The organism is Hyphomicrobium sp. (assembly GCF_047600905.1).
In the GTDB taxonomy this organism is placed as follows: Bacteria; Pseudomonadota; Alphaproteobacteria; order Rhizobiales; family Hyphomicrobiaceae; genus Hyphomicrobium_B.
Genome location: NZ_JASGKD010000001.1, coordinates 3,013,766 through 3,025,898, shown reverse-complemented (window position 1 = coordinate 3,025,898; position 12,133 = coordinate 3,013,766). Strand labels below are relative to the sequence as shown.

The window sequence follows — 12,133 nt, the reverse complement described above, 5'->3', positions numbered from 1 at the left end:
TGATTATCCGGCGCTGGCTTGATGGTGTGCGCTCGTTCGGGTTCAAACGTCGAACGGAACCGCGCGAGTCACAAGATATGGCTGAAGAAAATACCCTGGTCCGGCTTGCCGCGCTGATCCACTCGCGCCGCTCCGACACATCGGGCAAGTCCTATACATCTCAACTGCTGACCGCTGGCACCGAGCGTTGCGCCAAGAAATTCGGCGAGGAAGCGGTCGAGCTCGTCATCGCTGCGATGGCAAGCGACGACAAGGCTGTGAAAGCCGAGGCCGCCGACGTGCTCTATCATCTGCTGGTGCTGCTCGAATCCCGCCAGATCGCCTTCGACGATGTTCTGAAGGTCCTTGATGGACGCATGGGCACCTCCGGGCTCGAGGAAAAAGCCTCCCGCAGCGGGAACGCGTCGTGAAATCGCGAGCGGCTCCGGCACGAAAGAAAACCAAACCGCGCGAGGACGTGCGCTCGGAGAACGTCCCGTACTCGCCGTACCGCATCTTTACGCGCGAGGACTGGGCGCGGTTGCGCGCCGATACGCCGATGACGCTGCAGCCTAACGAGCTGGAGCAGCTCTCGGGCATCATCGAAGAACTGTCGGTCGATGAGGTCGAGCAGATCTATCTGCCGATGTCGCGTCTTCTCAATCTCTACGTCGCCGCCGCCCAGAAGCTTTATTCGGTGAGTTCCGAATTCCTCGGCCGCAAGGATACCAAGGTTCCCTTCATCATCGGCGTCGCCGGTTCCGTCGCCGTCGGCAAGAGCACGACCGCCCGTGTCCTCCGCGCCCTCCTTGCGCGCTGGCCCGATCATCCGCGCGTCGATCTGTTGACGACCGATGGCTTTCTCTTTCCCAACGCCGAGTTGGAACGCCTCGGGCTGATGGAGAAGAAAGGCTTTCCGGAAAGCTTCGACACCGAGCGTCTGCTGCGCTTTCTCGGCGATATCAAATCGGGCGTTTCGACCGTCCCGGCGCCGGTCTATTCGCACTTTCAATACGACATTCTGCCGGGCCAGGAAGTGCTGATCCAGCAGCCCGATATTCTGATTATCGAAGGCCTCAATATTCTGCAGCCGGCCGATATGCCGAAAGACGGAACGAGCATTCCCTTCGTTTCCGATTTCATCGATTTCTCGATCTATATCGACGCTGCTCCTTCCGTTATCGAGAAATGGTATTTGACGCGGTTCATGCGTCTGCGTTCGACCGCCTTTCGCGATCCCGGCGCCTACTTCCACAAATATGCAACGCTCGCACCCGATGAGGTGCGCCGGGTCGCCTTGAAGCTCTGGCGCGACATCAACCTGAAAAATCTCGAAGAGAACATTCTTCCGACCCGCCGCCGCGCCCAGCTCATCCTGCAGAAGGGCGAAACCCACCGGGTCGAATCCGTCGCCCTTCGTAAGCTCTGAATTATCGCGTGATAACACGCAAAAAAATGGGCCGCTTGGGGATAGCGGCCCTGGCGAGTGATCACAGGAGATCGCTCTACAGTCGAAGGCGTTGGATCAATGGGTTGTCGGCAAAATGGATCTAGCGGGCTGAAGGAATGACGGCTGCGGCCGGCTCCGAAGCGAGCGCCGCCGCGACCGGCGATGCGCCACGAATATCCTTGGAAAGCTCGATCCGGGTCTTCAAGGCAAAAACCTTATATTTGTCGCGCAGCCGCCGAATGGCCGACGGGTTCGAATATCCCATCAATCGAATGGCGGTTGTCGGTTTCATTTCCGGGTGGACGCGGAGCAATTCATCGAGGCGTGCAATACGGTCGCTGTCATCGATGCCGGTCCCTTTCGGGCGGCCACGTCGGACGGGAGAATGAAGCATTTTGAGCGAACCCCGAAACGAAGCGATTCAATATTTTCGAGATTGCTGCAAGTTAATTCGTAATTCCAGGGAGAATAATTGTGAGTCCGAATTGGACACGAAATACCCCCTAAACATTCTCTATTTGAACGTCGTTCACCTCAGTCGGTATATTCAAGTCGTCCGAAAGTCCAATTCCGAGATCCGGATTGGCTCACGAAATAATGCCGTGTTGCCGTGCGAATCCGGCAAGCGAAACGGCAGGCCGCGCACCCGTATGGCTGATGATTTCAGATGCCGCCAAACTCGCCAAGCGCCCGGCCGTTTCCAGATGCAGGCCTTTGGCATATCCGAATAGGAATCCCGCCGCATATAAATCGCCCGCCCCCGTCGTATCGACGACTTCTTCGACCGGGAAAGTCCCAATTCGAATTGTTTCGCCTTCAAACAGAATTTCGGAACCTTTGGCGCTTCGCGTCAGCACCGCAAGCTTCGTATCGGCACGCGCGTTTTCCGCTGCAAACTCGAATGATTCCGTCTGGTAGAGCGATTTGATTTCGGACTCGTTTGCGAAAAGAATATCGATGCCGGAGCGAATGAGTTTTAAAAATTCATCGCGATGCCGATCGACGCAAAAGCCGTCTGAAAGCGTAAGCGCTGTTTTTCGTCCTGCTTCTTTTGCTGCAGTTAAAGCGGCGCGAAAAGCCTGTTTCGCTTGCGGCTCATCGAACAGATATCCTTCGAGATAAAGAATGGATGAAGCTCTGATCATATCGAGATCGAGTTGCGCTTCGCCGAGGTTCGTCGAAATACCAAGATAGGTATTCATCGTGCGCTCACCGTCGGGCGTGACGAGAATAAGCGAACGCGACGTCGGCGTGCCGTTCGAAACCGGCGGCGCATCGAAAGTCACGCCGATTGAGCGAATATCGTGCGAGAAAATCCGGCCGAATTCGTCATTCGCAACCGTGCCGATGAAAGCGGCGCTGCCGCCAAACGAGGCGATGCCGGCAATCGTGTTCGCCGCCGATCCGCCCGAGATTTCGACCGCCGGTCCCATGCCTGCGTAGATCTTCTGGATCTCGGCGGCATCGACCAGCCGCATGCTGCCCTTGGCGACGCCGACATCTGCAAGGAAGGCCTCGTCGCATCGTCCGATAATATCGACGATCGCGTTGCCGATCCCGATCACGTCGTAACGCGCAGCAGTCATGAATTCCCCCGTTCTGAGACAAAAGCGCTGGCACTATAGGGAGGGATCGCCGGCCCGCAAGCCGGACCCTAGCGGCCGCCCGCCGCAGCCGCTGATATCGCCGCCATCGACGACAGCGCCAGGATCAGCCGCTCGGCAATCACGTCTTCGAGATTGGACGAAAGCCGCGCCGCCTTTGCGGCCTCCGCGATCCGGCGCAGCGCCTGGTCGAGCTTCTCGCGCTGCCAACTGCGAACCTGCCGGGCGAAAATGTCCTTCTGCTTGAAGAACAGCGGCGGCCGCAGATATTTCAAGGCATCATCGAGCCGCTGCCCAGCATCGACGTCACTGCGCACACGATGGAGCTTCACGAAATAGCGCTGCAGCGCTGCGATGATCGCCTGCGCGCTCTCCCCCGATGCCAGGGCCCGCCCGAAATCGCTGATCGCGGACTTCGTGCGTCCGTCGGCCACTGCTTCCGCAATCCGGTCGATCGCTAATCCGGCGGCATCGCCGACAATCAGATCGACATCGTCGAAAGTAACCGGCGTCCGCCCGAGACAATAAAGCGCCAGCTTTTCGATTTCCGAGCGCGACAACGCCCGATCGGCGCCGAGCCGGCTTTGCAACAGCTCGCGCGCATCGCCCTCGATCGTCAATCCGAACGACGTCAGCACCTCCGAAATGAGTTCGTCGATATCGGCGGCGCTATCGGCATAGCACGCGACCGCATAGCACGACGGCTGCTTTTCAAAGAGCGCACGCAGCGCGTCGTCAGCCTTCAGATTGCCGGCCTCGACGATCAGCAGGCCCTCGAGCGGCACCGACGCCAGAATGGGTTTCAAAAGCTGCGCTGAGATCTTCCGCCCGGCAATTGCGCGTACGATGCGCCGCCCGGAGAACATCGGCCGCGTCTGCAATTCCGTTTCGAGCAGACCCGCATCCTCATCAAGCTCCGCGTCGTCGATCTTGAGGATTTCGCCGGGCGGGTTTTCGCGCCCCGCCAGAACGTGGGCCAACGCTGATGAGCGCTCGCTGACGAGTCCCGGATCGCTGCCATGGAACAGCACGGCCGCCAAGTCGGATGGCGGCGCCTTCATGAATTGAGAGGTCTGCTGCGGTTTGATGACGGCCATGACGACGCTCTTATAGGGCGCGGGGCCCAAAAGTAAGAGCTAGAGGCTCAATCTAGGCTTGGTTGCTGGCGAGAACGGCGAGCAGCCGCGTGCGAAGCTCCTCGCCAACCGTTTGAGCGGCGCGATTTTCCGCGTCCTGGCGAGCTTCGACGTTGGCGAAGATCGACGACACGCGGTCGAACGAGGCGCGGCCGTAGCTGGTGCCCGACGCCACGACCTTTTTGTCCGACAGGCGCACGAGATTGTACGACGCATCGACGCCGTAGATCTGGTTGCCGGCATTGCCGTCGACTGCGACGAGCATCGATGTCACCGATTCACGAATGGCGATATCGAGGCGGTACTTCGGAGGTGCCGGAGAGCCGCCGCCCGTCGTCTGGAAGATCAGCTCGTTGCGGATCCGCTGGCCGACGCGGCCTGGGATGGGCGCGACGTCAACTGCCGCCAAGCGTTCGTTGATGGCCGAGCCGTTGATCAGCGCCGAACCATAAAGCGGATGAAAGCCGGTGCCGCCGCAGCCGCCGAGAGCCGAAAGTCCGAGAACGGAGGACGCCAAAAGCAAGCCGCGCACAGCCCTAAGGCCGTACGTGCCCCCCAGTCCAAACCGCCCCTCAGCCAACGACATTCACGATCCTCTGCGGAACGACGATCACCTTCTTCGGCGCGCGTCCATCCAGTGCACGCATCACCGCATCGAGTTTCAACGCCGCCGCCTCAACTTCCTCGGACTTCGCATGACGTGAAATCACGAGTTCGTCCCGTCGCTTACCATTAACCTGTACGGCAATGGTCACTTGATCGTCAACGAGTAGCTCGGCCTCCGGCGCGGGCCACGGTTCGTTCGCGACCAGCGTGTTGTATCCGAGCCGCGCCCAGCATTCTTCAGCCAAATGCGGCATCATCGGGCCGATCATCACCACCAGCAGCTCCGCGGCTTCCCGGATTGCCCAGGCGGTCTCGGCATTTCGCTTCGATAGAGCGCTTTGGAGAACATTGGAAAACTCGTGCACGTTGGCGACCGCGACGTTGAAACGTAGGGCTTCGATCGCCTTGCCGACGCCGTCGAGCGCCCGGTGCGCCGCCTTCCGGACGTCCAGCGCGTCCGCACCAAAGGAGCTGGGCTTCGGCCCCTTCTCGTCGGGATAGGCCTCTGCAACCTCATCGACGATTCGCCACACCCGCTGGATGAAGCGTCCGGCGCCGGCGACGCCAGCTTCCGTCCAGATCACGTCACGCTCGGGAGGGCTGTCGGAGAGCATAAACCAGCGCGCGCAGTCGGCGCCGTAGTGGGCGATGATGTCGTCGGGATCGACAAGATTTTTCTTCGACTTCGACATCTTTTCGATGGAGCCGATCGCGGCCGGTTTGCCGGTCGCGAGTTCGGTCGCATGCCGCCCGGCGCCCTCGCCTTCGACCCGCACATCGCTCGGCAGCAGCCAAAGACCATCCTGCGACTTGTAGGTCTCGTGCGTGACCATGCCCTGCGTGAACAACGCCGCGAACGGTTCGCGCGTATTCGTCGCGAACGTCAGATGGCCGGTGTCGCACATCGCCCGCACGAAGAAGCGCGAATAGAGCAGATGCAAAATCGCGTGCTCAATGCCGCCGATATACTGATCGACCGGCAGCCAATATTGCGCGGCTTTTTTGTCGACCGGCGTCGGTGCGTCAGGAGCGGTGAAGCGCACGAAGTACCACGACGAGTCGACGAACGTATCCATCGTGTCGGTTTCACGCAGAGCCGGCTCGCCGCAGATCGGGCAGGTCGTGTGCTTCCACGTCGGATGCCGGTCGAGCGGATTGCCGGGCTTGTCGAAGGTCGCATCCTCCGGCAGCTCGATCGGCAGATCTTTTTCCGGCACCGGCACGACACCGTGCGTCTTGCAATGGATGATGGGGATCGGGCAGCCCCAGTAGCGTTGCCGCGAAATACCCCAGTCGCGTAAGCGATAGTTGACCTTGCGCGCGCCCTGCGGCTTCGAGCCGAGCTTCTGCTTTTCGAGCCGTTTGGCGGTGTCCTCGAACGCCGCCGTCGTCGAAAGCCCATCGAGAAAGCGCGAATTGATCATCGTGCCGTCTTCGGTATAGGCCTTGTCCGTCAGCTCGAATGTCTCTGCGTTTTCGCCCGGCGGCAGGATGACCGGCACCACCGGCAGATCGTAGCGCCGCGCGAAATCCATGTCGCGCTGATCGCCCGACGGGCATCCGAAAATCGCGCCGGTGCCGTAATCCATCAGGATGAAATTCGCGACGTAAACCGGCAATTGCCAGCTGTCGTCGAAGGGATGCACGGCGCGAATGCCGGTATCGAAACCGCGCTTTTCCGCTGCCTCGATCTCGGCGACGGACGTGCCCATGCGCCGGACGTCGTCGCAGAATGCTGCAAGTTCCGGGTTCTTTTCGGCTGCCGCCTTCGCCAGCGGATGATCGGCCGCGACCGCCAGGAACGAAGCGCCGAACAGCGTATCGGGCCGTGTCGTATAAACTTCGAGCTCGCTGAAGCCCTTCGGCGCCGTCGTCTTGTTGAGCGCCCAGCGGACCAGCAAACCTTCCGAGCGGCCGATCCAGTTGGCCTGCATCAGGCGCACTTTCTCCGGCCACTTGTCGAGCGTATCGAGATCCGACAGCAACTCTTCGGCATAATCGGTGATCTTGAAGAACCACTGCGTCAGCTCGCGTTGTTCCACGAGCGCGCCCGAGCGCCAGCCGCGCCCGTCGATCACCTGTTCGTTGGCAAGCACCGTGTGATCGACCGGGTCCCAATTCACTTTCGACGATTTGCGATAGGCGAGACCCTTCTTCAGAAGGTCGAGAAACAGCTTCTGCTGGTGACGATAATAGTTCGGCGAGCATGTCGCGATCTCGCGCGACCAGTCGAGCGACAGCCCCATCGACTTGAGCTGCCCGCGCATCGTGTCGATGTTGGCGTAGGTCCAAGCGCCGGGGTGAACCTTGCGCTCCATCGCTGCGTTTTCCGCCGGCATGCCGAACGCATCCCAGCCCATCGGATGCAGCACGTTGAAGCCCTTCGCCCGCTTGTAGCGCGCCACCACGTCGCCCATCGCGTAGTTGCGCACGTGCCCCATGTGGATGCGGCCCGACGGATAGGGAAACATCTCCAGCACGTAGGATTTGGGCTTTTTCTGATCCTCCGAGGCGCGGAAAATGTCCGCCTCTTCCCAGATCGACTGCCAGTGTTTTTCACGCTCGGGCGCGTTGTAGCGTTCGTTGGCCATGGGGCCTGGATCTCATTCAAATGCTTGCCGGAACGCCGTAAAGACCCCGAATGATAAAAACGGTCAAGGGACTTACGGATTCGGACGAATGGTTAGGTCGTCGCGCGGTTCTGCCGCCAGGTGTTTTATGCCGCTGGATGTGCCGGAATTGCCGTCACGCGGCTGAGTAAGGTCGAAATACTTGCTCGTTGCTTTTCAGCAGGTCGAGGAACCGCGTATTCAGATAAAGCACCTCACGTCCTTCTTTGCGCGATAGAAGCACATCTGCGGCCGCAAGTTCCTTCAGATACTTCGCCGCAATGTTCCGGCTGGCGATGCCGCTTCCGACCACGTCGCCGGTGCGGCAGTAGGGTTGCGTGAAAAGAAGCTCAACAAGCTCACGACTGTAAATTCGCGGAAGGTGCGCCTTCACATGGCGCACGGTGTCGTCCATCAAAGTTTGGATGGCTTCGATTTTCTCCGTTGTCCAACGTGCGGTGTGCTGGACGGCATCAAGCATGAACAGAATCCAGGGTTCCCAGTCGCCTTTGACCGTGACGCCCGTCAGCAGGCGATAGTAGCTCTCACGGTTGGCATTGATGTACCGGCTCAAATAAAGGATCGGCAGGTCAAGCCGTTTTTGCTCGATCAGATAGAGGATGTTCAGTGCACGCCCGGTGCGGCCATTTCCGTCTGGAAATGGATGAATAGCCTCGAATTGGTAGTGTCCAATGGCCATGCGGATGATCGGATCGATGCCATTGTCTTCATGCAAATACGCCTCCCAGTTGCTGAGTTTTTCGTTGATGACGGCAGCGCCTTCAGGTGGCGTATAGATGACCTCCCCCGTCGCATGGTTCCTAAGCGTCGTGCCGGGAACGGCGCGCACATCGAGATCATAGCCCTTGATCGTGCGGCAGAGCGTAAGGGCCGTCTGCACGGTCAAGGGCCGGACCGTGAGGTTGTTGAATCCGTTGCGAAGCGCCGTTCTGTAGCGAAGAACCTCGCGTGTCGCGGGATCCGCGTGCTCGTCGTCGGCGCTCGCGAATCGGAAGAGCTTGTCGTTGGTCGTGACGATATTTTCGATGGCCGAGCTGTCCTTGGCCTCGCGTAGCGGAATGCTATTGATCAGCACGTCTTGGTTGGGAATGCGCTTTGCCGCTTGGCGTAGTCCTTCAAGCTGACGCGTCGCCTCGATGCATGCCTTGAGGACGGCTTTTGTCTCGACGTCCTCAGCCGGGGGAAGCAAAGGGAGGGCATTAAAAGGGACTTTCGGATCAAACTTGGTCGCCATAAATGCCCTATTTTATCAAAAATTAGTGCATGTAAGAGGTTTTATGCACTTGTTCGGCGCATGTCGATATGAATATGCACTAAAAAATAAAATAGCGATGCACGTTATTCAAACATGCACCGCTCAAGAACAGGTCTTCCAATACATGCACTAAAAAATTTAAATTTAGTGCAAGTTACCGGCCATCAGCACGTATGCGCGCTGGCGCCGGCTTCCGCGACGGTCTGGTCCTGCACGCCGCTGCCGCCCGACACGCCGATGGCACCGATGACGGTGCCTTTGGAATCCTTCAGCGGAATGCCGCCGGCAAAAATCATCACGCGGTCGTGGTTGGAAGCATGAATGCCGAAGAACTGGTCGCCGGGTTGGCTGTTCTCGGCAAGCTCTTTCGTCGAGATGTTGAACGCGCGCGCCGTGAACGCCTTGTTGATCGAGATGTCGATCGAGCCGATCCAGGCATTGTCCATACGGATGTGCGAGATCAGGTTCGCGCCCTCGTCAACCACGGCGATATTCATCGGCTGGCCGATTTCCTTGGCCTTCTTTTCTGCAGCGTCGATGATGCGACGAGCGTCGGCAAGTTTCAGCATGACGGTATTTCCTTTGCGAGGGGGGGGGATAGTCGGGAGCGTTATGTAGTGCGTCGTGATCAGCACAAAATTGCGACACTTGTTCACTGCGTGCCGGAACGTTTATGCAGGGCCGACAGCCCAACGAGGACAATTTGACGAGCGACGGTTATCACGAAAGCGCAGTTGATAGACTAAAGCGCGTAAAAGACGAAATAGTTGCCGCGGCGAAAGCTGCCGGACGCCAATCGGACAGCGTCGAACTCATTGCCGTCTCTAAGACTTTCGACGCAGATGCCATCCGTCCGGTGATTGCGGCGGGGCAGCGCGTCTTTGGCGAGAACCGCGTCCAGGAAGCCGAAAGGAAATGGCCGCCGCTCCGCGCCGAGACGCCGGATCTCAAATTGCATCTCATTGGGCCGCTGCAATCCAACAAGGCGAAGGAAGCCGTCGCCTTCTTCGACGCGATCCACACCATCGACCGTGAGAAGATCGCCCGCGCCGTCGCCGCCGAAATGGTGAAGCAAGGCCGTGCGCTCGAACTGTTTGTACAAGTCAACACCGGTGAAGAACCGCAGAAGGCAGGCGTCCTGCCGCGCGAGGCCTCAGCCTTCGTCGCGCTCTGCCGCGATGAATTGAAACTGCCGATCGCGGGACTGATGTGCATCCCGCCGGTCGATGAGGAGCCCGCTGTCCATTTCGCATTTCTGGCGAAACTTGCCCGCGAGCTTAGGCTGACCGGCCTAAGCATGGGCATGAGCAGCGACTTCGAAACCGCCATTGCCTTCGGCGCGACCTATGTCCGTGTCGGCTCGGCCATCTTCGGCACCAGGTAAATCGTTTTCCCACCGCAAATTTTCGTCTCACCACAGTCGCGGACGCGCGCAGTGCTACGGTTTCAGCTGATTCGCTGAGACGTGTTCATTGCCGCGCGCGAGGAATGTCCAATGACTGCCAATGCCTGGAAGAAAGACAACGTCGAGGCCGAAGCCAAGGCCGCTGCCGCCGAAGCCGCCACCGTCGCGCGCTCGGAGGCGATCGAGCAGGCAAAAAAGGAAGACGCGCCCAAGGCCGCAGTCTCCAAGCTCGAACAGGTCGGCAAAGGCGCGGCGAAAGACGCCAAGAAAGCTTGGCACGACTTCAACGTCGACGTCTGGCTGACGCCCTTCAACTCAATCGAATTCGGCCCATGGAAGCGTGAGCGCAACCGCGGCAAGTCGCGCCAGTTCACCAGCGACATGGATATCTTCGCCGAGATCACCGAGAACGGCGAGCGCACCGGCGTCCTCGGCTATCGCAAGGAGCTTTGGAAAGACGCCAAGGGCATGGACAAGCGCCTGGTGATGAAGCTTTTCACTGAAAACCTGAACTGGAAGGCGAGCATGGACATGATGCTCGGCCGCTCCATCCAGCAGACGCTTGCCGCCGGCCACCTTCCCGTCACCACCTATTCGATCAACACCAGTGAGGACGATTACCTCGTCTATCTCGAGCGCTCGGCGCACAAGTGGCCGCTGCTGCCGGAAAACTTTTCGTTCTTCCTGATGGACGACGGCGTGCCGAGATTTTATCGCTTCCGCCGCGCTCTCATAAATCTTGGCGGCGACTACACGCTGATCGATCAGCATGGTGAGCATGTCGGCTACATCGACGGCGCCATCCTGACGATCGGTGGCCGCTGGCGCTGCCGGCTGCGCGGCGATCACGTCGAGCCGCGACTGTTGCAGGTGATGAAGCTCTTCACCGGCATGGTGTCGTTCAACGCTCAGGCGCGCCGGCACGTGAAGAACATCGCCCGCGACATCCACGACGGCCGCCTGAAACCCGACATTCAGCGCCAGGAAGCCGATCTCTACATGAACCCGCGCCGCATCCGCTGACGCCTTCCCCCGATTTCCCCTCCCCCTTGCGGGGAGGGGTCGGGGGTGGGGTCTCAATAAATCGCCGGAACGTACATATCGTCGGGAACGGGCATCCGGTGATAGTCGGGATTGTGCACGCGCCCAGGCAGAATGACGGGCGCTCGCGGCACTTCCTGATAAGGGATCTGGCCTAAAAGGTGATGGATGCAGTTGAGCCGCGCCCGCTTCTTGTCGTCGGCATGGACAACCCACCACGGCGCTTCCGGAATATGCGTGTGCTCGAGCATCGCTTCCTTAGCTTTGGTGTAATCTTCCCACCGCCGCCGCGATTCAAGGTCCATCGGCGACAGCTTCCACTGCTTGATCGGATCGTGAATGCGCATCTGGAAGCGCAGATGCTGCTCGTCATCCGAGATCGAGAACCAGTACTTGATCAACGTAATTCCGGAGCGAACCAGCATCTTCTCGAATTCCGGCACCGTCCGGAAAAACTCTTCGACATCTGAATCGGTGCAGAAGCCCATCACGCGCTCGACGCCGGCGCGATTGTACCAGGAGCGGTCGAACAGCACGACCTCGCCGCCAGCGGGCAGGTGCGGAACGTAGCGCTGGAAATACCACTGCGAACGCTCGCGCTCGCTCGGCGCCGACAGCGCCACGACGCGCACGACACGCGGATTGAGCCGCTGCGTGATCCGCTTGATCACGCCGCCCTTGCCCGCCGCGTCGCGGCCCTCGAACAGCACGACGACTTTCGCTTTCGTGTTGACGACCCAGTCCTGCAGCTTGATCAGCTCGTGCTGCAGCCGGAAAAGTTCTTTGAAATAGAACTGCCGGTCGAGAAGGCCGGCTTCGCGGTCGTGGTCCTCGCCGTCGAGAAGGCGTTCGAGCCGGTTATCGTCGAGCTCCATTTCGAGCTCTTCATCGAAGCTGTCGGCGATTTCGGCCTCGACACGCGCTGCCATCGCGCGGTCGTTCTTGTCCTGCTCGTCCGTCATCGCGCACAAACCTCTTTCGTCCCAGCTTCCAACCTTCGCGCCGATAGACACGCGAGCCATATGAC

At 59.6% G+C, this 12,133-nt stretch carries 12 protein-coding genes; 4 read left to right on the top strand and 8 right to left on the bottom strand.

What is annotated here, in order from left to right:
• Window positions 1–77 precede the first annotated feature (77 nt).
• Both QM780_RS14500 and coaA read left to right on the top strand, forming a co-directional pair.
• Entirely contained in the window at window positions 78–410 is a 333-nt protein-coding gene (locus QM780_RS14500) for a phosphoribosyl-ATP diphosphatase (protein WP_415072053.1), read from the top strand.
• Window positions 411–457: 47 nt separating this feature from the next.
• Complete coding sequence (coaA, locus tag QM780_RS14495) at window positions 458–1,408, top strand: type I pantothenate kinase (protein WP_415072052.1); 951 nt, start codon at window positions 458–460, stop codon at window positions 1,406–1,408.
• 121 nt (window positions 1,409–1,529) lie between these two features.
• On the opposite strand, the gene QM780_RS14490 is transcribed toward coaA, so the two are convergent.
• The 7 genes from QM780_RS14490 to QM780_RS14460 all read right to left on the bottom strand — a co-directional run bounded on the left by QM780_RS14490 (window position 1,530) and on the right by QM780_RS14460 (window position 9,229).
• Window positions 1,530–1,823, bottom strand: coding sequence for a hypothetical protein (locus tag QM780_RS14490; protein ID WP_415071154.1), 294 nt, complete (start codon window positions 1,821–1,823; stop codon window positions 1,530–1,532).
• Between the two features lie 193 nt (window positions 1,824–2,016).
• Complete coding sequence (locus tag QM780_RS14485; RefSeq protein WP_415071153.1) at window positions 2,017–3,015, bottom strand: adenosine kinase; 999 nt, start codon at window positions 3,013–3,015, stop codon at window positions 2,017–2,019.
• 68 nt (window positions 3,016–3,083) lie between these two features.
• Window positions 3,084–4,130: a DNA polymerase III subunit delta gene (gene holA / locus QM780_RS14480; protein WP_415071152.1), complete on the bottom strand. Its 1,047-nt coding sequence runs from the start codon at window positions 4,128–4,130 to the stop codon at window positions 3,084–3,086.
• Between the two features lie 52 nt (window positions 4,131–4,182).
• The gene (locus QM780_RS14475; protein WP_415071151.1) at window positions 4,183–4,755 is read right to left on the bottom strand and encodes a hypothetical protein; all 573 of its coding nucleotides are present in this window, start codon (window positions 4,753–4,755) and stop codon (window positions 4,183–4,185) included.
• Window positions 4,742–7,366 carry a leucine--tRNA ligase gene (gene leuS, locus QM780_RS14470; RefSeq protein ID WP_415071150.1) on the bottom strand — a complete coding sequence of 875 codons (2,625 nt, stop codon included), beginning with the start codon at window positions 7,364–7,366 and terminating at the stop codon, window positions 4,742–4,744. Before leuS ends, QM780_RS14475 begins: the two co-directional genes overlap by 14 nt.
• 154 nt (window positions 7,367–7,520) lie before the next feature.
• Window positions 7,521–8,639, bottom strand: a complete 1,119-nt coding sequence (locus tag QM780_RS14465; protein WP_415071149.1) for a Fic family protein — start codon at window positions 8,637–8,639, stop codon at window positions 7,521–7,523.
• A gap of 185 nt (window positions 8,640–8,824) precedes the next feature.
• Window positions 8,825–9,229, bottom strand: a complete 405-nt coding sequence (locus tag QM780_RS14460) for a GlcG/HbpS family heme-binding protein (protein ID WP_415071148.1) — start codon at window positions 9,227–9,229, stop codon at window positions 8,825–8,827.
• A gap of 104 nt (window positions 9,230–9,333) precedes the next feature.
• Between QM780_RS14460 and QM780_RS14455 the strand changes: the two genes are divergently transcribed.
• Together QM780_RS14455 and QM780_RS14450 are read left to right on the top strand one after the other, a co-directional pair.
• The gene (locus QM780_RS14455) at window positions 9,334–10,044 is read left to right on the top strand and encodes a YggS family pyridoxal phosphate-dependent enzyme (protein ID WP_415071147.1); all 711 of its coding nucleotides are present in this window, start codon (window positions 9,334–9,336) and stop codon (window positions 10,042–10,044) included.
• A gap of 111 nt (window positions 10,045–10,155) precedes the next feature.
• Window positions 10,156–11,088: a hypothetical protein gene (locus QM780_RS14450; protein WP_415071146.1), complete on the top strand. Its 933-nt coding sequence runs from the start codon at window positions 10,156–10,158 to the stop codon at window positions 11,086–11,088.
• Window positions 11,089–11,141: 53 nt separating this feature from the next.
• Here the strand turns inward: QM780_RS14450 and ppk2 are convergent, their stop codons facing one another.
• The gene (gene ppk2, locus QM780_RS14445) at window positions 11,142–12,068 is read right to left on the bottom strand and encodes a polyphosphate kinase 2 (protein ID WP_415071145.1); all 927 of its coding nucleotides are present in this window, start codon (window positions 12,066–12,068) and stop codon (window positions 11,142–11,144) included.
• Window positions 12,069–12,133 lie beyond the last annotated feature (65 nt).

Bases quoted from the DNA above. Each gene is read 5' to 3' on its own strand.
- QM780_RS14500 (WP_415072053.1), top strand. From the start codon at position 78: ATGGCTGAAGAAAATACCCTGGTCCGGCTTGCCGCGCTGATCCACTCG.
- QM780_RS14490 (WP_415071154.1), bottom strand. From the start codon at position 1,823: ATGCTTCATTCTCCCGTCCGACGTGGCCGCCCGAAAGGGACCGGCATC.
- QM780_RS14485 (WP_415071153.1), bottom strand. From the start codon at position 3,015: ATGACTGCTGCGCGTTACGACGTGATCGGGATCGGCAACGCGATCGTC.
- holA (WP_415071152.1), bottom strand. From the start codon at position 4,130: ATGGCCGTCATCAAACCGCAGCAGACCTCTCAATTCATGAAGGCGCCG.
- QM780_RS14475 (WP_415071151.1), bottom strand. From the start codon at position 4,755: ATGTCGTTGGCTGAGGGGCGGTTTGGACTGGGGGGCACGTACGGCCTT.
- leuS (WP_415071150.1), bottom strand. From the start codon at position 7,366: ATGGCCAACGAACGCTACAACGCGCCCGAGCGTGAAAAACACTGGCAG.
- QM780_RS14465 (WP_415071149.1), bottom strand. From the start codon at position 8,639: ATGGCGACCAAGTTTGATCCGAAAGTCCCTTTTAATGCCCTCCCTTTG.
- QM780_RS14460 (WP_415071148.1), bottom strand. From the start codon at position 9,229: ATGCTGAAACTTGCCGACGCTCGTCGCATCATCGACGCTGCAGAAAAG.
- QM780_RS14455 (WP_415071147.1), top strand. From the start codon at position 9,334: ATGCAGGGCCGACAGCCCAACGAGGACAATTTGACGAGCGACGGTTAT.
- QM780_RS14450 (WP_415071146.1), top strand. From the start codon at position 10,156: ATGACTGCCAATGCCTGGAAGAAAGACAACGTCGAGGCCGAAGCCAAG.
- ppk2 (WP_415071145.1), bottom strand. From the start codon at position 12,068: ATGACGGACGAGCAGGACAAGAACGACCGCGCGATGGCAGCGCGTGTC.